The following is a 19,160-nucleotide window of genomic DNA, read 5'->3' as shown; positions in this document are numbered from 1 at the left end:
TTTTTTTTCAATGGATATATTAAAAAGTAGCAGGTTAGAGCATTTGAAGTATGAAATTCGTGGACCTGTATATGACAAGGCGCTTGCTCTTCAGAATCAAGGTTATAAAATTACATCTTTAAATATAGGTAATCCTGCGGCATTTGGTTTTGAGACACCAGATGAAATCGTTCACGATATCATTGTCAATATCCGAAATGCCCAAGGCTATACAGATTCTCGTGGCCTATTCGCAGCTAGAAAAGCTGTCATGCAGTATTATCAAAACAAAGGTGTCAAAAACATATTAATTGAAGATATCTACATTGGAAACGGTGTCAGTGAATTAATTTCTCTTGTCATGATGGCTTTATTAAATCCTGAAGATGAAGTTTTAATTCCTTCTCCCGACTACCCACTTTGGACTACCGTTGTAGGATTAGCCGGAGGTAGTTCTGTTCATTACGTTTGCGACGAATCAACGGATTGGCAACCCGATTTAGAGGATATGGAGGCGAAAATCACGGACAAATGCAGAGCCATTGTCATGATTAACCCTAACAACCCTACTGGAGCAGTTTATTCTAAAGAAACAGTAGAAAAAATTGTTCAACTAGCAGCTAAGCATAAGTTGATTCTATTTTCAGATGAAATTTATGATAAGATTTTGTACGATCAACATGAGCACAATTCCGCAGCAGGTTTAAGCGATGAAATATTAATTGTTACCATGGGTGGTTTGTCTAAAAACTACCGGGCCGCAGGTTTTAGAGGAGGTTGGATGATTTTAACGGGAGCTAAGCATAAAGCTAAATCATATATCGAAGGTTTAAATTTCTTATTTAGTACAAGATTGTGTGCCAACGTTATAACTCAATTTGGTATTCAAACGGCATTAGGTGGCTATCAATCCATCAATGACTTAGTGGCGCCTGGAGGCAGGTTATATAAGCAAATGCAATTGGCTTATGAAAAACTCAATGCAATTGATGGCGTTTGCTGTGTAAAACCCAAAGGTGCCTTATACCTTTTTCCCAAAATTGATCTAGGTAAATTTACGTTTGAAGATGATGAGCATTTTGTCATGTCGCTATTGGAAGAACAAAAGATTCTTGTTGTTGCAGGTAGAGGTTTTAATTTCAAACAAAGAGATCATTTCAGAATAGTGTTTCTACCTCATGTAGAACAACTTTCATTAGCATTAGATAAAATTGCCCTGCATTTTGATAATTATAGAAGATGATTTTTAACCAATTCTCTCGCAAGCAAAAACTATTTATTTTCCTTTTTGGAATATTTTTAACGAATGCTATTATTGCTGAGATTATTGGAGTTAAAATAGTCAGTATCGAAAAGTCCTTAGGTTTCTCTCCACTTGGATTATTAACCCCTTGGGGAGAAACTTGGGATTTTAATCAAACTGCTGGGGCACTCAATTGGCCAATAGTTTTTATTACTTCTGATATTATCAATGATTATTTTGGAAAAAAAGGGGTACGCTTTATATCATACACGACAGCCCTATTCATTGCCTATTCATTTTTAATAATTTATTGGGCAACCTTATTAGTACCTGCTGATTTTTGGCTTCAAGTTAACAATTCCAATGGATTTGATATAAATCTTTCATTCGCAAGAATATTCCGTCAGGGCTTAGGAATAATTACAGGATCTTTAACGGCTTTTTTGGTAAGTCAAATGTTAGATGCTGTTATTTTTGAAAAGATTAAATCCAGGACCGGTCAGAAACATATTTGGCTTAGAGCTACGGGATCGACACTCATTTCTCAATTGATTGATAGTATAGTGGTCATTGGTATAGCTTTTTATTTCTTTGGAAATTGGAGTTTGAGTCAATGGATGAATGTTTCCTTCAATAATTACTTATACAAGTTCATTATTGCCATTCTTTTCACTCCCGTACTGTACCTAGCTCACTATTTGATTGAATTGTATTTAAAATCAGAAAAAGATTAACTTCTTCTGAAATGGTCTAATATAATTCCAGTTGAAATAGCCACATTAAGGGATTCTGCTTCCCCAAATCTAGGTATAGTAATTCTTTGTTGAATAAGTTTACTTACCTCAGGCCTAATTCCATGGGATTCGCTTCCCATGACAATAAACACCTTTTGTGGAAATTGATAATGATGTAAATTTTCTCCAGCTAAATCTGCTCCGATAATTGAATGACTTGGATTTGATAGTAGGAAATCTTGTAAATCGACATACATACATTCTACTCGTTTAAACGATCCCATGGTAGCTGAAATAACCTTAGGATTATAAAATTCTGTACTGTCATTAGAACACACTATTTGCTTAATTCCATACCAATCACAAATTCGTATAATGGTACCTAAATTACCGGGGTCTCTAACTCCATCAAGGATTAACACAACGTCATCCAAAGGTGTAATTTCATTACTTGATTTACTGCGTACCACGGCTAAACCATACTGATTAATGGTTAAGGTACTTAGTTTAGTTATTTCATCTTTTGATAAAAAAAACGTAGGAACTGATGTGGCAGAAAATAGATGCTGAAAATCCACGTTTATTACTAAAAACTCAACTTCATAGCTTGAATCTAGAACTTCTTGAATCCCTTTCTCTCCTTCTACCAAAAATAGTTCGTTCTCCAATCGTCCTTTTTTAGAATGTAGAGAATTAATTAACTTTATTTGTTTATTCGTTAGCATCAATTGAAATCTAGAAATATACTTATTGGTTTATTAATAACTCAGGCACTGTTTATCTCCTGTACTGGCTATCGCCAATTTAAATTATCTGAATATAAAGTAAACCGAATTGACATTCAAGGCAATAAATTAATATCCAAAGAAGACCTCAGAACAAATATACCTGGTTTAAAGGAATCCTATGCAAGAATTTTTTCACCTAAAACGTATGGATACTTTGAAGCCAAAAGAAAGCTAAAAGATTCATTAGGGAAATCTGCTGCATTTATTCAATTTTTCAATACACCCAATCCTAGTTTAAATAAGGGCTATTTAGAAATTACGAAAGAGGCTATTTATAAATATTATCGAAATAATGGATTTCTAAAAAATCGTGTTTTTTTAAAAATAGACACACTCCATAAATTGGAAAAATTAGTTAATGTTACTTACCAAATTGAAGAAAATACACTGAGTACTTTTTCTAAAAAGGATTCTTTTTTAGTAGATAATCCCCAATTAGGAAAAAAAATAGAATCCTATTATGCTAAAGAAAGCGTTATTTCTATCAATGATCGACTAAACCTGGATTTACTCAAAAAAGAGAAAGATAATATTAGCCATTATTTAAAAAATCAAGGATATTTTTACTTTTCAAATGAAGCAGTTGGATTAAAGCTCAATGATCTCCAAGATACTAGCTTATTTCATGTTGGGATAATATATAAAATTCCTGATTTTAAAGAGGTTAACACCAACCGATTATATGATCGATTATTTCGATTCGGTAAAGCAAGCTTTATTAATAATCAATACGCAGATTCTAGCAATATTGGGGTATTAAATACTTCGGCTTTATCCAAATTAATTACGTTTAAAGAAGGTGATCTTTATTCAGTAGATCAGTTAAATCAAAGCTTACAAAATATCTATGCTTCTGATCAATTTAAATCGGTAGCAATCAAGTTTGACACCTCCTCTACCCGTGTATTTCCCAAAGTTGAATTAGTTCCAAATGAAAAATTCAATTTCTCATCAGAATTAGGAGGAAGTATTTTTAGGGGTATTCCAGGACCTTTCCTTACTAATTCTTTTAAAGTGAGAAGAGTCTTTTCTAGTTTAGATTACTTAGATTTTTCAGCTCGAGTGGGCTTTGAAGCTCAGGCTGGATTCATCAATACAGATCAAGCTAGAAAGAATTTAGAGGTTAATTTAAGTACGACATTGAACTTCCCTAGGTTATTCTTGCCTACTAATATAAAACAGCAATTAGGACCGCTGTATGCTTCTCAAACACAAATCGGATTTGGATATGATTACATCAATCGTCCAGAATATTTAAGAACTAATTTCAAGATTTTTCAACGCTACCAATGGAGAAAATCACCCTTTAAAACATTCCAGTTTTCATTAGTAGACTTGAATATTTTAAATACTAATTATCCTGAAACGGCTACAGCTAGTGCTTTTAAGAACTATTTAGAAGAATTGCGATTACAAGGAAATAACCTTTACCGTAGCTTTAATCCAAGTTTTGTATCAAGCATTCATTTCACATATTCCTATCGTAGTTTTTTACCAAGCAATGAATTGCAAGCAGGAGAATCGTTTCAATTGGGCTTAGAATCTGGCGGAAGTACATTAAATTTAATTGGATCCAAGAAAATTGCTTTCATTGAAAATATATTAGGAAGCAATCAAAACATTCAGTTTTATCGATTTTTACGATTCAATTTCGATTATAGAAAATACAAAATGTTAGGCTTAAATAGGAAGTCTCAATTAGCATTTAAATTTATTGGAGGTTTAGCCTATGCCTATGGTGAAGAAAACGATTTTCAGCTACCATATGAGAAGAATTTCTTCATAGGTGGCCCCAGTAGTTTACGGGCCTGGAAACCTCGTCGATTGGGTCCAGGAGCATATAATGCAATCAGTAATTTGATTGAGCAGCCAGGAAGTATATTGTTAGAATCGTCTCTAGAATACCGATTTAGAATGTTTCAACTTTTTGGTACCATGAATGGAGCATTTTTCATTGATGCTGGTAACATTTGGACATTTGCTAATTCCAAAGGTGAGAAGGATGGTTATTTTGCTTTTGATCGTTTTTACAATCAAATAGCAGTTGGAACTGGATTTGGTTTACGTTGGGACTTCTCTTATTTCTTATTACGTCTAGATTTGGCAACTAAAGTAATTAATCCAGCCAAGCCAGAAAACGAAAAATGGGTTCTCTCCAAAACTTCATTCAGTAGTGGAGAAAACCCAATTGAATTTAATATAGGAATTGGTTATCCTTTTTAATCTATTTTCTAGAGATCGCTTTAATTGATTTTTCAACAATTGCTGCTGCATTCAAACCATATTTTTCCATCAAATCAGCAGGCTTGCCTGATTCACCAAAAGAATCATTCACACCCACAAATTCTTGAGGAGTTGGACGATTTTGAGATAAAAACTGAGCCACTGAATCACCCAAACCACCATTGATTTGATGCTCTTCAGCCGTTACCACACAACCTGTTTTACTAATTGATGCTAAGATTGCTGCTGTATCTAGAGGCTTAATTGTATGAATGTTTAATACATCCGCTTTTATGCCTTTCTCTTCCAATATTTCAGCCGCTTGAATAGCTTCCCATACCAAGTGTCCTGTCGCTAAAATGGTTACATCCGTTCCTTCTATCAAATGAATGGCTTTACCAATTTCAAATTTTTGATTTTCTGGAGTAAAAACAGGGACTACTGGGCGACCAAAACGTAAATATACAGGTCCTTCGTATTCTGCAATGGCAATAGTAGCTGCTTTGGTTTGATTGTAATCACATGGATTAATAACGACCATACCTGGAAGCATTTTCATTAAACCAATGTCTTCTAAAATTTGGTGAGTTGCACCATCTTCTCCTAAAGTTAAACCAGCGTGAGAACAGCAAATTTTAACGTTTTTACCAGAGTATGCAACCGATTGGCGGATTTGATCATATACACGACCCGTTCCAAAATTAGCAAAAGTGGTAGCAAATGGAATATAACCTCCAATAGCTAAACCAGCTGAAATACCAATCATGTTAGCTTCAGCAATACCCGTTTGAAAAAATCTTTCTGGACTATTCTTAATGAAAGCTTCCAATTTTAAAGAGCCAATTAAATCAGCACATAAAGCCACAACCTTAGGATTGTTTTGACTCAAATATTCCATTCCAGCACCAAAGCCTGAACGAGTATCTTTTTTTGTTTCGTAAGTAAACTTCATTATAATTAATTAATAGTCGCCTAAAGTTTCATTTAATTGTGCTAATGCATCAGCTAATTGCTGATCGTTGGGAGCAACTCCATGCCATTTATGACTACCCATCATAAAATCAACTCCCGCTCCCATTTCAGTCTTCATCAAAATCATGATAGGTGACCCTTGACCCAATAATGATTTGGCATGCGCTAAAGTAGCAACAACCTCTTCCATATTATTTCCATCCATGCGCAAAACGGTCCATCCAAAAGCCTTATACTTAGCTTCTAAATCACGATTACTCATGACCTTCTCTGTTGGTCCATCTATTTGTTGGCCGTTTTCATCAATAAATGCGATCAGATTATCAACTTGATGATGCGGTGCATACATGGCTGCTTCCCAAACTTGCCCTTCATTTTGTTCTCCATCTCCCATTAAACAATAAACAGTTGACGAATCTTTTGAAAGTTTCTTTGCTTGAGCAGTTCCAATGGCAACACTTAAACCTTGTCCTAAAGAACCTGAAGCAATACGAATTCCTTCTAAATGCTCATGAGGAGTAGGATGACCTTGTAAACGAGAATTTAATTGTCTGAAAGTGGCTAACTCTTTTACAGGAAAATATCCTCTTCTAGCCAATATACTGTACAATAAAGGGGAAATATGGCCATTGGAAAGATAAAAAATATCTTCGTTAGCTCCAGACATATTAAAAACTACATTTCCATTGGCATCTTGAGCCAATTTCATGGAATTAAAATATAATCCAACTAATAAATCAGTACAACCTAACGAACCACCTGGGTGACCTGATTGACATGCATGTACCTGACGAAGAATATCTCTACGTACTTGGCTTGCTACATTTTTTAATTCTTGTGTTTGCATAAAAATAAATTAGTGGATCTGAGAACTGTGGTTTTTAGTATCCACCTTGGCTATAATATCCGTAATAATTCCGTTTTCATCAATCAAAAACGTAGTTCTAGCAGTACCCATGTACGATTTTCCATACATAGATTTCTCAACCCAAACGCCATAATTATTGACCAATTCGTGTTCAGTATCAGCTAAAAGAGAGAAATTTAATTGATATTTTTTCTTAAACTTGGTATGTGCAGCATTCGAATCTACACTAACACCAATAACTCGATATCCTTTGGAAGTCAAGTAATCTAAATTTTCATTTAGGTTACATGCTTGAGCTGTACAGCCAGGAGTATCATCTTTAGGATAAAAGTAAAGAACGACTTTTGTCCCTTTTAATGCAGCTAAATCAACCAAATTACCATCTGAATCAGTCATGCTAAATGCAGGAGCTAATTCACCTATTTGTAAACTCATATTAAGAGATGTTTAGATCAAATAATTTATCTTCATAAAGGAAACCACTTAACTTATCTCCTATTTTCACAGGACCAACTCCAGCAGGTGTACCAGTAAAGATGTAATCTCCCGTTTTTAGGGTAAAGTATTGAGAAATATCTGCTATTAACTCGCTGATGTTCCAAATCATCAGGTTGCTTTCACCTGATTGAACAGTCTTTCCATTAATATCTAATCGAAAAGGAATGGATTGCTCCAACTCACCTTCATTAAATGGTCTCACAGTAGAAACAAAAGCTGAACCATTAAAAGCTTTAGATTTTTCCCATGGTAAGCCTTTTTCTTTGAGCTTAGCTTGTAAATCTCGCGCAGTAAAATCAATCCCCAAACCTATCCCGTCGATGTATTTATAGGCAAATTTTGACTCAATATTCTTACCCACTTTTGAAATACGAAATACTAATTCGATTTCATGGTGAACATCTTGTGAAAAACTCGGATAGTAAAAATCCGAGTTTTGATCTAATAACGCCGTGTCTGGTTTTAAAAAAATTACTGGATCCTTGGGTTTTTCATTCGATAACTCCTTAATATGATCCACATAATTTCTTCCTACACAAATAATTTTCATGTGTGAAAAATTATTTTAAAACTTCAGAAACCAATTTTGCTGCATCTTTTAATAATACGGCTGAAAATACTTTCAAACCAGAATTATTAATAATAGCTGCTCCTTCTTCTGCATTGGTACCTTGTAAACGTACAATGATAGGAACATTAATTTCACCAATATTCTTATATGCTTCTACAACTCCATTTGCAACTCGGTCGCAACGAACAATACCACCAAAGATGTTAATCAAAATGGCCTTTACGTTTGGATCTTGTAAAATAATGCGAAAACCAGCTTCTACCGTTTTAGCATTTGCTCCACCCCCAACATCTAGGAAGTTTGCGGGTTCACCACCTGACAATTTAATGATATCCATCGTTGCCATGGCTAAACCAGCTCCGTTCACCATACATCCTACATTACCATCTAATTTAACGTAGTTCAAATCGTTTTCAGATGCTTCTACTTCTAAAGGATCCTCTTCCGATATATCACGCAATACCGCTAAATCTTTGTGACGATACAATGCATTATCATCTAAATTAACTTTAGCATCAACTGCTAAAATCTTATCATCTGATGTCTTTAATACTGGGTTGATTTCAAACATAGATGAATCAGTCTCCACATATGCCTTGTATAAAGATTGAATGAACTTCACCATTTCCTTTAAAGCTTGGCCGCTTAAGCCTAACATGAAGGCAATTTTACGAGCTTGGAAATCTTGTAATCCAACACGAGGGTCAATCCATTCTTTAATGATTTTCTCAGGACTGTGCTCTGCTACCTCTTCAATATCCATTCCACCTTCAGTAGATGCCATGATCACATTACAAGCACGACCACGATCTAATAAAATCGATAAATAGTATTCTTTCGGTTCTGAATCGCCAGGATAATAAACATCCTCACTAATTAAAACTTTATTAACCTTTTTACCTTCAGGTCCAGTTTGGTGGGTAATTAATTGCATTCCCAAAATTTGAGAAACGCGCTCATTAACCTCGTCCATGTTCTTAGCAAGCTTAACTCCACCACCTTTTCCACGTCCACCCGCATGAATCTGAGCTTTCACCACAAACCAGCCTGTGCCTGTCTGTGCTTTTAAAGCTTCAGCTGCTGAAGTAGCATCTTCCAACTTGTCAACAACAATACCCTCTTGAATCCTTACCCCGTAACTTTTTAAAATTTCTTTTGCTTGGTATTCGTGAATATTCATTTATCAAAATTTTTATTTCGTGAAATTACTATTTATTTGCCAAACTTTTAAAATCTTATTGTATCAATCGTATTTTCTAAAAAAAAGACAAAAAAATGTTAGAATTAAAAAATATTTCCAAATCCTATGGGACTCAATTAATTCTGGACAACATATCATTTACTATCAAAAACAATGAATTAATTTCTATTTTAGGACCTTCCGGTTCAGGAAAAAGTACCTTACTTCAAATCATTGGTTTACTTACAAACTACCATTCAGGTGAAATCTACTTGGATGGTGTTGCATATTCTAGTTTGAATGAACAGGAACAAAGTTTTTTCAGAAACAATAAAATGGGCTTTGTTTTCCAATTCCATCATCTTTTGGGGGAATTTACTTGTGAAGAAAACATTAAATTTCCACTCTACATTCGAGGTGGAAAATTGACTCAAGAAGATGATGAATTCTATGACAAAATAGTTCAGAAGTTGGGGATCACTCAGATTCTAAAAAAATTCCCGGGCCAAATATCAGGTGGAGAACAGCAACGAGTAGCCGTAGCTCGAGCTTTAATTAATCGACCAAGCATACTTCTGGCAGATGAACCGACGGGTAATCTAGACAAAAACAATGCAGAGAATCTCTACAATCTATTTTTAGAATTGAAGCAAGATTGGAATCAACGAATTATCATGGTCACTCACAATGAGGCTCTCACTCATCAATCTGACCAAGTAATTATTTTAAATTCTGGCAAGATTCAATAGTCATTGTCTGACAAAATGTCATAAATTTGTGAATTAATTCAATTTTTAATTCATGCAAGATTTAAAAGTACTCTCACCAGAGGAGATAAAAGGATTGGATGAACCAAGAATTTCGCCCAGCCAGAATCAAACAGATTATTCGAAAAAAATTTATTTAGAAAGCTACGGCTGTCAAATGAATTTTGCAGATTCAGAAGTGGTGACTTCCATTTTAATGGAACAAGGTTATTCTACTACATCTAATATTCATGAAGCTGATACTATTTTACTAAATACTTGTGCCATTCGAGAGAATGCAGAGCAGAAAATACGTCATCGTTTACAAAGTTTCAAATCTATCAAAGCGAAAAATCCGCATGTTACAGTAGGTATTTTGGGGTGTATGGCTGAGCGCCTAAAGACCCAATTATTGGAAGAGGAGAAAATAGTTGATTTAGTAGCTGGACCAGATGCCTACCGTGATTTACCTCGATTATTGGAGGAAATTGAAGATGGGAACAAAGCTGTCAATGTATTCCTTTCTCGTGAAGAAACATATGGTAATATTGAACCCGTACGACTTCATACCAATGGTGTAACAGCCTTGGTCAGCATCATGCGAGGATGCAATAATATGTGTTCCTTTTGTGTAGTGCCCTATACAAGAGGTCGCGAAAGATCCAGGGATTTAGATTCTATTTTGAAAGAATGTACCAATCTATTTCAATCAGGATATCGAGAGGTTACACTGTTGGGTCAAAATGTGGACTCCTATCATTGGCAAAATCCAGCAACGAATGAAAAGGTTAATTTTGCTCATTTACTGAAAAAAGTAGCACAATTGACCCCAGAGCTACGAGTTAGATTTTCTACTTCTCATCCTAAAGATATTACTGACGAAGTACTGTATACGATGGCAGCCTATGATAATATTTGTAAGAATATTCATCTTCCTGCTCAGAGTGGAAACAATCGGATCTTAGATTTAATGAATCGTACTTATACGCGTGAATGGTATTTAGAACGCATTCAGTCAATAAGAAATATTCTAGGTGAATCTTGTGGCATCTCACATGATTTAATTGCTGGATTTTGCTCTGAAACCGAAGAAGAGCACCAAGATTCCTTAAGTTTATTAGAAGAGGTTAAGTATGATTTTGGTTATATGTTTTCGTATTCAGAGAGGCCAGGTACGCCTGCTGAAAAGAAATTAGTCGATGATATTCCTGAAGAAATCAAAAAAAGAAGACTTCAAGAAATCATTGATTCTCAAAGAATTCATTCTGCCTACAGAAACCAACTAATGATTGGTACAGTTCAACGTGTGTTAGTGGAAGGTGATTCTAAGAAATCTTCTGCCCATCATTTTGGAAGAACAGATAACAATAAGGTGGTAGTTTTCCCTAAAATGGAGGAAATGAAAGGGAAATTTGTCGATGTGAAAATTACTCATTGTACTTCAGGAACTTTATTAGGTGAATTAATCAATTGATATGGAATCAAGTCATCTAAATGCCATTAAGGCCCGTTTTGGGATTATTGGAAACTCTTCTGCCCTATTGCGTGCTATTTCGGTGGCAGAGCAAGTTGCACCAACAGATATGACCGTGCTAATAACTGGAGAAAGTGGATCAGGGAAAGAGTCTTTTTCCAAAATTATTCACTCCTTATCCAAAAGAAAACATGGTCAATTTATCGCAGTTAACTGTGGGGCCATTCCAGAAGGAACCATTGACTCAGAGTTATTTGGTCATGAAAAGGGATCGTTTACTGGAGCTATAGAAGCTCGTAAAGGGTATTTTGAAGTAACTGATGGGGGAACCATTTTCTTGGATGAAATAGCTGAAATGCCTCTTGGAACACAAGCTCGACTATTGCGTGTGTTAGAAAATGGGGAATTTTATCGAGTAGGATCTTCCAAAGTTCAGAAGACGAATACACGTGTTGTAGCAGCGACCAACGTAAATCTTCAGGATGCTATATCCACGGGTAAATTCAGAGAAGATTTATACTATCGACTATGTACAGTGCCCATTTATGTTCCTCCATTGAGAGAACGTGGTGATGATATTGAATTGCTTTTTAGAAAATTTACTACAGATTTTTCTGAACTTCATCGAGTTAAGCCAATTATGTTAACTCGTGAAGCCAAGGATTTGCTTCAAAAACAACGATTCCCTGGAAATATTCGCCAGTTGAAAAACTTAGCTGAGCAAATATCTGTGTTAGAAATGGGAGATCGAATTGTGGACGACAATAAGTTGCAATACTATTTGGAATTTAATGAGCCCAAAATTAATTCATCTGTCATCAAAGGTGACTTTTTCACAAGTCCAGATGGTTTAAATGAACGAGAAATCCTTTATAAAATCTTATTTGATCTAAAAAGGGATGTCACAGAGTTGAAAAAGATATTATTGAAAGTGATAGAATCAGGTAATACGAATGCCTATGATATTATTTCAAATAATATGTCCATTTTTGAAGATATTAAACCCGAGTTTTCTGATTTACAAAAGAATTTAGCGCTTCCTTCTACTCCAAGTGCTGTGGAAGTAAGTACTAATCCAATTGAAATTCATCCAATTGGAAATTCACAGATAGAAGAAGACATTAATTTTGAAGATGTAAGTGCTCAAGTTCAAGATGTTACTTTGTCTTTGGAAAAGCAGGAAAAAGAAATTATCATCCGGGCTTTAAAGAAAAATAGAAATAAACGTAAATATGCCGCCAAGGATTTAGGGATTTCAGAAAGAACCTTATATCGAAAAATTAAACAATATGATTTGGAAGATATTGCCTAGATTGGCAGTTGTTATTGGCCTTATAAGCTTATTTAGTGGGTGTTATAGTTTCAAGGGAGCTAGCTTATCCCCTGAATTAAAGACCATACAAATCAGTAATATCCGTATGGAAACGGCCGGTGGCCCTGCTAATCTAAGTTTGGATGTCAATGAACGATTAAAAGAGTATTTTCAGAGAAATACTTCGCTGAAATTGACAACTCAAGCTCCTGATTTACTTCTTGAAGGAACTATAGTAGGTTATGAATTAAGTCCTCAAGCACCTACCTCGGATGATAAGGCCGGATTAAACAGACTAACTTTACGCATTCAGTTTAGATTGACCAATCGCTTAGATGAAAATAAAAACTTTGATCAAGAGTTTTCTTTTTATCAGGATTTCCCTCAAAATCAAACGCTGAATCAAGTAGAAAAAGCATTGATTCCTAAATTATTGGATCAAATAATCTTAGATTTATTCAACAAAATTGCTGGAGATTGGTAATACATGGATAATAAAGCTCAAGATTTGTGGTTTCTGCTTAATAAAATAGATCGAAGTAATTTGAGTCTGCAACATTCTTTTGATGCTGACAAAGAAGCTTACCCTTATTTCTATCTGTTATTTTGGAATGAGAAATTCAATCCCAATCTCCAAAAGAAGGTAGCTTTAATGTCTTCGTCGCGAAAACATTATTTTGAATCCATATTCGACATAGAAGAAAATGCTATTGCTTATGTAGACGTTGAAAGTTTTAAGCCATCGATTCCTGATGTTAAAGAACAATTACAAGTCATTGATGATTTTTTACAAAACTTACCTAGTATTGCTCGTCCAAAAAAGAATATGTCAGAGGATGATTCTGATGTTTTAGACTTGGCGGAGCTGAAAAATGCAACTCCAGTGTCCGAAACTTTTGCTAAAATTCTTGAAAGACAGGAGAAATATGAAAGAGCTATCGAGATGTATGAAAAATTAAGTTTGATTAAACCTGAAAAAAGCCTTTACTTTGCGTCTCGAATTTCCGAATTGAAACATAAATTAATTTAAATAAACGATGTTCACCGTATTAATTTCTCTTATTGTTCTTTTTTCTGCACTTTTAATCGTCTTGATTTTGGTTCAAAATCCTAAAGGTGGTGGTATAAGTGGAGAGTTCTCATCTGCTGGAGCAACCCAAATGTTTGGCGTTCAAAAGACAGGTGATTTAGTAGAACAATTAACTTGGGGCTTTTCGATAAGCATTTTGGTTTTAGTTTTATTAACTAATTTCACCATTTCTTCTGGTACAACAGATGCCACACAGTCTGTTAACGTAGAAAAAGCGGCAGGTAAAACATTACCAGCTGCCCCTGCTCCTAGCCCAGCTGCTCCAGCGAAATAATTAGACTGACAATAGTTGTCGATATACTGACAATTTTACAGCTTATATTTTTTGGCACACATCATGCTGATAAATGGAAAGTCCTTAGATGATAAGGACTTTTTATATGTTAATAACTTAAAATCTATATTATTATGTCAAAATTAAGTATCAAGCCCTTAGCAGATCGGGTTGTTGTTGAGCCTGCTCAAGCTGAAGAAAAAACTGCTTTTGGTATCATTATTCCTGATACTGCTAAAGAGAAACCACAAAAAGGAACGATTGTTGCCGTTGGTAATGGCAAAAAAGATGAGCCTATCACTGTTAATGTAGGTGATTCGGTATTGTATGGTAAATATTCTGGAACTGAGATTACAATCGACGGTAAAGATTATTTAATCATGCGTGAATCTGACATTTTTGCAGTTTTATAGTTTTCATACTTTAAAATATTTCAACCAGTAAAATTTATTTAACAAAATGGCAAAAGAACTATATTTTGACACCGAGGCGAGAGAAAAAATGAAAAGAGGGGTTGATACCCTTGCGAACGCCGTAAAAGTAACATTAGGACCTAAAGGACGTAATGTAATTATTGATAAAAAATTCGGATCACCTTCTATTACAAAAGATGGTGTGTCTGTTGCAAAAGAAATTGAATTAGAAGACGCCGTGGAAAACATGGGTGCACAATTAGTAAAGGAAGTAGCTTCTAAAACAGCTGATCAGGCTGGTGATGGTACTACTACTGCTACTGTATTAGCTCAATCAATCTACACAATTGGTTCTAAAAACGTGGCTGCTGGTGCTAATCCAATGGATTTAAAGCGTGGTATTGAGAAGGCTGTAGAAGCTATCGTTGGTAACTTAAGAACTCAATCTCGTCCTATCACTACTTCTACTGAAATTGCTCAAGTAGCAACTATTTCAGCAAATAATGATGTTGAAATCGGTCAAATGATTTCTTCAGCCATGGAAAAAGTAGGTCGCGAAGGTGTTATCACGGTTGAAGAAGCTCGTGGTACAGAAACAGAAGTTAAAACGGTAGAAGGTATGCAATTTGATCGTGGATATTTATCTGCGTATTTTGTTACTAATACTGACAAAATGGAAGTGGAATTAGAAAAGCCATTCATTTTGATTTCTGAGAAGAAAGTGTCTTCTATGAAAGAATTACTTCCAGTATTGGAAGCAGTAGCTCAAACTGGCCGTCCATTGTTGATTATCTCAGAAGATGTTGATGGTGAGGCTTTAGCTACCTTAGTTGTTAATAAAATCCGCGGTGCTCTGAAAGTAGCTGCTGTTAAAGCTCCTGGTTTCGGTGATCGTAGAAAAGCAATGTTAGAAGATATCGCTATCTTAACAGGTGGTACAGTTATCGCAGAGGAAAGAGGATTCAAATTGGAAAATGCTACTTTAGAATATCTAGGACAAGCAGAGAAAGTAATCATTGACAAAGACAACACAACAGTTGTTAATGGAAATGGTTCTAAAGATGATATCGAGAATCGTGTAAACCAAATCAAAGCGCAAATTGAAAACACGACTTCAGATTATGATCGTGAGAAATTACAAGAGCGCTTAGCAAAACTTTCAGGTGGTGTAGCTATTCTTTACATTGGTGCTGCTACTGAAGTGGAAATGAAAGAAAAGAAAGACCGTGTAGATGATGCTTTGCACGCTACTAGAGCTGCTGTAGAAGAAGGTATCGTTGCAGGTGGTGGAGTTGCGTTAATTCGTGCTATCAGTGCTTTAGATACGTTGACAGGTGAAAACGAAGACCAAAATACAGGTATCAATATCATTCGTCAAGCAGTAGAATCTCCATTACGTACAATCGTTTCTAACGCAGGTGGTGAAGGATCTGTAGTTATCAATGCTGTTAAAGCAGGAAAAGATGACTTCGGTTACAATGCTCGTGAAGACAAATACGAAAATATGATTGCAGCAGGTATTATTGACCCAACTAAAGTAACTCGTTTAGCTTTAGAAAATGCGGCATCTATTGCAGGATTGTTATTAACTACAGAATGTGTCATTGCTGATAAACCAGCAGCTGAACCTGCACATGGTCACGGACCTGGTGGCGGCGGAATGGGCGGCATGATGTAATTTAATTAGATTTTTTAGTGAAAACTCCCCATCTTTGGGGAGTTTTTTTATTACCCGAACTATGAAAAGAATTGCCATTGACATGGATGATGTCCTAGCTGACACCTCCTTAAAAATCATTGATCAAGTAAACCTTCGACTTAATAAAAACTACAATCATGCTGATTTGCTGGAAAGCGATGCCTTGAAATTAGCCTTTTATCAAGATTATCAATTCGACAACCAATTTCTATGGGAACCAGGATTTTTCTTAGATATTGCCGTTAAAGAAGATGCCGTGGAGGTTGTCAAACAATTACAGGAGAAATACGAAGTATTCATTGTATCTGCAGCTACTGAATTTCCTGAATCTATGAAAGAAAAGTTGATTTGGTTAGAAGAGCATTTTCCTTTTATAGGTTGGCAACATACCGTATTCTGTGGACACAAACATATGATTCAAGCTGATTTCTTGATTGATGATCACGAAAAAAACTTAGTCAGCTTTACAGGAAAACCTATCCTCTATTCAGCCTTGCATAACCTACATATACACGACTACGAACGTGTGAGCACTTGGAAGGAAGTAAGTCAATTATTTTTATAGTTTACGTTATCTATGCCTCAAGCTAGACTCGCTATAAGCGTTTTATTTTTATTGTGTGGATTGAATTTCGCTTCTTGGGCAACCCGAATTCCAGATTTCAAAGAATTCTTATCCTTGTCTGATGCTGAATTAGGTAGTATTCTCATGGGATTACCCATAGGATCCATGGTATCCCTCCCCCTGGCAGGTTGGTTAATAGCTCGGTATAATTCCAAAATCATTTGTCTACTAGCTATTGTACTATATATCTTAATCTTACCTGCTTTAACATTTATATCCAGTTCATTATTTCTATTTGTAGGTCTATTTTCTTTTGGAATGGCCGGCGATATATTGAACATTTCGATGAACACACAAGTTGTAAGTCTCGAAAAGCTTACAAATAAAAAAACCATGTCATCTTTTCATGCCATATTTTCCATTGGATTGATGTTAGGCTCTCTATTGGGCGGTTATTTAGTCAAATTGGACGTTACATTAAATCAGCATTTTTATATGATTGCTTTATGTAACTTAATTTCGATCATCGGGGTTTACAGGTATTTACTCATTGATTCTAAAAATGAGGAGCAAGAGAATAACATGGTAGAACCGAAATTTAAGTTGAACAATTATTTATTGATTCTCTCATTTGTTGCTTTTTGTGGTATGCTTTGTGAAGGCGCCATGGCCGATTGGATCAGTCTATATTTCAAATTGCTACCCAATTTAGATGGATATCCATTCACAATTGGTTTTTCCTCCTTTGCATTTTCTATGGTGATCGGACGCTTAATTGGTGATTGGGCAGCTAAGCATCTATCTATTCGTAATATTCTTATGATGAATGGATTGCTAATAGCACTAGGCATGAGTATAACTGTCTTTTTCACACAAGTGCCCCTATTAATATTAGGATGTTTCATCACTGGTATAGGTATATCCACCATTGTTCCTATGATATACTCTCAAGCTGGAAATACCAAAGATACATCACCTGCCATGGCTATAGCTGCCGTATCAACCATTGCCTATGTTGGCTTTATGTTGGGACCGGTAGTCATCGGTTTTCTATCGGAATATTATGGCTTAAAACAGGCCTTAATCCTTCTTATTATCTTAGGACTATTAGCTAGCGGTATTAGTAAGTTTGCATTAAATAAAGAATAGCTTGGCTATCAATTGAATAATTTATATATTTAATTATCTTTATTTAATATATCTTTCAATTTATCATTGGCATGAACAAACACGTCATATTCTGGTCTATTACAGTTGGTTTAGGAGGAATGTTATTTGGCTTAGATGTAGCCGTTATATCTGGAGCAGAATTAGCTATTCAAAAACTATGGCACTTAGATAGTTGGACTCACGGCTTAGCCGTAGCCACAGCCCTTTATGGAACAGTAGTGGGAGCTGCATTAGGAGGAATACCAGCAGATCGATTTGGTCGAAAGCAAACCCTATTATGGATAGGTATCAGTTTTTTTGTTTCATCATTAGGTGCTGCATTAGCAACTGATGTTAATTTTTTTATGCTCTTTCGATTTTTAGGAGGTTTGGGTATTGGGGCTTCATCTGTAGTTGCGCCAATTTATATTTCTGAAATTGCTCCTCCTGAGCACCGAGGCAAATTGGTAATTTCATTCCAATTGAATGTCGTTTTTGGTATTTTGTTAGCATATATCTCTAATTATTTATTACAAGGCGGCGATGACGATTGGCGTTATATGTTAGGGATGGTAGCTCTACCAAGCTTACTATTTTCCTTCTTAATTCTCTTTACTCCTGAAACACCCCAATTTTTACTATTAAAACGAAATGATCAAGCAGGAGCTTTAAAAGTCTTAACCTTAGCTGATTCAGATCCAGAAGGAACATTAAAACGAATTTTAGATAATGCTAAGGCACAGGTAAAAAAGGAGCACCTGTTTTCGAAAAAGTTTTTTACCCCTTTACTCCTCTCCTTTCTCTTTGCCTTTTTCAATCAAATGTCAGGCATTAATGCCATCATATATTACGCCCCTCGTATTTATGAATTAACAGGCCTTGTTAAAGAAAGTGCCTTGTTATCTACAGCTGGAATTGGAGTGGCTAATTTACTATTTACTTTATTAGGCTGGTATTTTATTGACAAAATAGGTAGGAGAATTCTGATGTATATTGGATCAGTAGGTTATATCATTTCTTTGGGACTTATCGCTTTCTCTTTTTATCAAGAATCCTATGCATTAGTACCAATCTATATTTTCCTATTTATAGCATCGCATGCAATCGGTCAAGGTTCAGTCATTTGGGTATTTATATCTGAAATCTTCCCAAATTCTGTACGAGCTTCCGGGATGGCCTGGGGTTCATTAACTCACTGGTTATTAGCTGCTCTAGTTGCTAATTTCTTCCCCATTTTGACAGAGAACTTTGGTGGGACATTTATCTTTAGCCTATTTGGAATCATGATGGTTGGCCAATTCTTTTATGTCATGTTTTTAATGCCTGAGACGAAAGGGGCATCATTGGAGGATATTGAGAAACAGATTATCATTCACTAAATT

Annotated in this window: 20 protein-coding genes; 14 read left to right on the top strand and 6 right to left on the bottom strand. The window is 35.4% G+C overall.

Annotated elements, in window-relative coordinates; translation table 11 throughout:
- Nucleotides 1–10: 10 nt before the first annotated feature.
- Entirely contained in the window at nt 11–1,222 is a 1,212-nt protein-coding gene (locus tag HME7025_RS07015; RefSeq protein ID WP_109322954.1) for a pyridoxal phosphate-dependent aminotransferase, read from the top strand.
- Nucleotides 1,219–1,956, top strand: a complete 738-nt coding sequence (locus HME7025_RS07010; RefSeq protein WP_109322953.1) for a queuosine precursor transporter — start codon at nt 1,219–1,221, stop codon at nt 1,954–1,956. The genes HME7025_RS07015 and HME7025_RS07010 overlap by 4 nt, the downstream gene beginning before the upstream one ends.
- On the opposite strand, the gene HME7025_RS07005 is transcribed toward HME7025_RS07010, so the two are convergent.
- On the bottom strand, nt 1,953–2,699 hold the full coding sequence (locus tag HME7025_RS07005; RefSeq protein ID WP_394336391.1) for a TrmH family RNA methyltransferase: 747 nt from the start codon (nt 2,697–2,699) through the stop codon (nt 1,953–1,955). The genes HME7025_RS07010 and HME7025_RS07005 overlap by 4 nt on opposite strands.
- Between HME7025_RS07005 and tamL the strand changes: the two genes are divergently transcribed.
- A complete protein-coding gene (tamL, locus tag HME7025_RS07000; RefSeq protein ID WP_109322951.1) occupies nt 2,685–4,967 on the top strand; it encodes a translocation and assembly module lipoprotein TamL in 2,283 nt (760 codons plus the stop codon). The genes HME7025_RS07005 and tamL overlap by 15 nt on opposite strands.
- A 1-nt stretch (nt 4,968) precedes the next feature.
- On the opposite strand, the gene HME7025_RS06995 is transcribed toward tamL, so the two are convergent.
- From HME7025_RS06995 to sucC, 5 genes are read right to left on the bottom strand one after another with little or no spacing between them, the layout of a single operon-like run.
- Nucleotides 4,969–5,919 carry a transketolase family protein gene (locus HME7025_RS06995; RefSeq protein ID WP_269014175.1) on the bottom strand — a complete coding sequence of 317 codons (951 nt, stop codon included), beginning with the start codon at nt 5,917–5,919 and terminating at the stop codon, nt 4,969–4,971.
- Between the two features lie 9 nt (nt 5,920–5,928).
- Entirely contained in the window at nt 5,929–6,786 is an 858-nt protein-coding gene (locus HME7025_RS06990; RefSeq protein WP_109322949.1) for a transketolase, read from the bottom strand.
- A gap of 9 nt (nt 6,787–6,795) precedes the next feature.
- Entirely contained in the window at nt 6,796–7,242 is a 447-nt protein-coding gene (bcp, locus tag HME7025_RS06985; protein ID WP_109322948.1) for a thioredoxin-dependent thiol peroxidase, read from the bottom strand.
- 1 nt (nt 7,243) lies between these two features.
- Nucleotides 7,244–7,855, bottom strand: coding sequence for a fumarylacetoacetate hydrolase family protein (locus HME7025_RS06980; protein ID WP_109322947.1), 612 nt, complete (start codon nt 7,853–7,855; stop codon nt 7,244–7,246).
- A gap of 10 nt (nt 7,856–7,865) precedes the next feature.
- Complete coding sequence (sucC, locus tag HME7025_RS06975) at nt 7,866–9,056, bottom strand: ADP-forming succinate--CoA ligase subunit beta (protein WP_109322946.1); 1,191 nt, start codon at nt 9,054–9,056, stop codon at nt 7,866–7,868.
- Between the two features lie 95 nt (nt 9,057–9,151).
- Here sucC and HME7025_RS06970 point away from each other — a divergent pair, with 95 nt between their 5' ends.
- From HME7025_RS06970 to HME7025_RS06920, 11 genes are all read left to right on the top strand, one after another.
- Nucleotides 9,152–9,805 (top strand): ABC transporter ATP-binding protein, encoded by a 654-nt coding sequence (locus HME7025_RS06970; protein ID WP_109322945.1) that lies wholly within the window; start codon nt 9,152–9,154, stop codon nt 9,803–9,805.
- Between the two features lie 52 nt (nt 9,806–9,857).
- A complete protein-coding gene (gene miaB, locus HME7025_RS06965) occupies nt 9,858–11,276 on the top strand; it encodes a tRNA (N6-isopentenyl adenosine(37)-C2)-methylthiotransferase MiaB (protein ID WP_109322944.1) in 1,419 nt (472 codons plus the stop codon).
- Nucleotide 11,277: 1 nt separating this feature from the next.
- On the top strand, nt 11,278–12,588 hold the full coding sequence (locus HME7025_RS06960; protein WP_109322943.1) for a sigma-54 interaction domain-containing protein: 1,311 nt from the start codon (nt 11,278–11,280) through the stop codon (nt 12,586–12,588).
- Nucleotides 12,566–13,072 (top strand): LptE family protein, encoded by a 507-nt coding sequence (locus HME7025_RS06955; RefSeq protein WP_109322942.1) that lies wholly within the window; start codon nt 12,566–12,568, stop codon nt 13,070–13,072. Before HME7025_RS06960 ends, HME7025_RS06955 begins: the two co-directional genes overlap by 23 nt.
- Before the next feature lie 3 nt (nt 13,073–13,075).
- On the top strand, nt 13,076–13,618 hold the full coding sequence (locus HME7025_RS06950; protein WP_109322941.1) for a hypothetical protein: 543 nt from the start codon (nt 13,076–13,078) through the stop codon (nt 13,616–13,618).
- Between the two features lie 7 nt (nt 13,619–13,625).
- Nucleotides 13,626–13,952, top strand: a complete 327-nt coding sequence (gene secG, locus HME7025_RS06945) for a preprotein translocase subunit SecG (protein WP_109322940.1) — start codon at nt 13,626–13,628, stop codon at nt 13,950–13,952.
- Nucleotides 13,953–14,086: 134 nt separating this feature from the next.
- The gene (locus HME7025_RS06940) at nt 14,087–14,365 is read left to right on the top strand and encodes a co-chaperone GroES (protein ID WP_109322939.1); all 279 of its coding nucleotides are present in this window, start codon (nt 14,087–14,089) and stop codon (nt 14,363–14,365) included.
- 46 nt (nt 14,366–14,411) lie between these two features.
- A complete protein-coding gene (gene groL, locus HME7025_RS06935) occupies nt 14,412–16,043 on the top strand; it encodes a chaperonin GroEL (RefSeq protein ID WP_109322938.1) in 1,632 nt (543 codons plus the stop codon).
- Nucleotides 16,044–16,104: 61 nt separating this feature from the next.
- Nucleotides 16,105–16,629: a 5' nucleotidase, NT5C type gene (locus tag HME7025_RS06930; RefSeq protein WP_109322937.1), complete on the top strand. Its 525-nt coding sequence runs from the start codon at nt 16,105–16,107 to the stop codon at nt 16,627–16,629.
- 12 nt (nt 16,630–16,641) lie between these two features.
- On the top strand, nt 16,642–17,778 hold the full coding sequence (locus HME7025_RS06925; RefSeq protein ID WP_109322936.1) for an MFS transporter: 1,137 nt from the start codon (nt 16,642–16,644) through the stop codon (nt 17,776–17,778).
- A gap of 65 nt (nt 17,779–17,843) precedes the next feature.
- Nucleotides 17,844–19,157: a sugar porter family MFS transporter gene (locus HME7025_RS06920; protein ID WP_109322935.1), complete on the top strand. Its 1,314-nt coding sequence runs from the start codon at nt 17,844–17,846 to the stop codon at nt 19,155–19,157.
- Nucleotides 19,158–19,160: the final 3 nt, after the last annotated feature.

Source organism: Aquirufa nivalisilvae, from assembly GCF_003143535.1.
GTDB classification, from domain to species: domain Bacteria; phylum Bacteroidota; class Bacteroidia; order Cytophagales; family Spirosomataceae; genus Aquirufa; species Aquirufa nivalisilvae.
The sequence above is the reverse complement of the archived record's forward strand: the minus strand, read 5'-3'. Positions and strand labels throughout refer to the sequence as shown.

Coding starts and splice junctions, on each gene's coding strand:
- HME7025_RS06980 (WP_109322947.1), bottom strand. CDS start 7,855: ATGAAAATTATTTGTGTAGGAAGAAATTATGTGGATCATATTAAGGAG.
- HME7025_RS07015 (WP_109322954.1), top strand. CDS start 11: ATGGATATATTAAAAAGTAGCAGGTTAGAGCATTTGAAGTATGAAATT.
- HME7025_RS06930 (WP_109322937.1), top strand. CDS start 16,105: ATGAAAAGAATTGCCATTGACATGGATGATGTCCTAGCTGACACCTCC.
- bcp (WP_109322948.1), bottom strand. CDS start 7,242: ATGAGTTTACAAATAGGTGAATTAGCTCCTGCATTTAGCATGACTGAT.
- HME7025_RS06925 (WP_109322936.1), top strand. CDS start 16,642: ATGCCTCAAGCTAGACTCGCTATAAGCGTTTTATTTTTATTGTGTGGA.
- HME7025_RS06940 (WP_109322939.1), top strand. CDS start 14,087: ATGTCAAAATTAAGTATCAAGCCCTTAGCAGATCGGGTTGTTGTTGAG.
- HME7025_RS06960 (WP_109322943.1), top strand. CDS start 11,278: ATGGAATCAAGTCATCTAAATGCCATTAAGGCCCGTTTTGGGATTATT.
- HME7025_RS06990 (WP_109322949.1), bottom strand. CDS start 6,786: ATGCAAACACAAGAATTAAAAAATGTAGCAAGCCAAGTACGTAGAGAT.
- sucC (WP_109322946.1), bottom strand. CDS start 9,056: ATGAATATTCACGAATACCAAGCAAAAGAAATTTTAAAAAGTTACGGG.
- HME7025_RS06950 (WP_109322941.1), top strand. CDS start 13,076: ATGGATAATAAAGCTCAAGATTTGTGGTTTCTGCTTAATAAAATAGAT.
- miaB (WP_109322944.1), top strand. CDS start 9,858: ATGCAAGATTTAAAAGTACTCTCACCAGAGGAGATAAAAGGATTGGAT.
- HME7025_RS06995 (WP_269014175.1), bottom strand. CDS start 5,919: ATGAAGTTTACTTACGAAACAAAAAAAGATACTCGTTCAGGCTTTGGT.
- secG (WP_109322940.1), top strand. CDS start 13,626: ATGTTCACCGTATTAATTTCTCTTATTGTTCTTTTTTCTGCACTTTTA.
- HME7025_RS06955 (WP_109322942.1), top strand. CDS start 12,566: ATGATTTGGAAGATATTGCCTAGATTGGCAGTTGTTATTGGCCTTATA.
- HME7025_RS07010 (WP_109322953.1), top strand. CDS start 1,219: ATGATTTTTAACCAATTCTCTCGCAAGCAAAAACTATTTATTTTCCTT.
- groL (WP_109322938.1), top strand. CDS start 14,412: ATGGCAAAAGAACTATATTTTGACACCGAGGCGAGAGAAAAAATGAAA.
- HME7025_RS06970 (WP_109322945.1), top strand. CDS start 9,152: ATGTTAGAATTAAAAAATATTTCCAAATCCTATGGGACTCAATTAATT.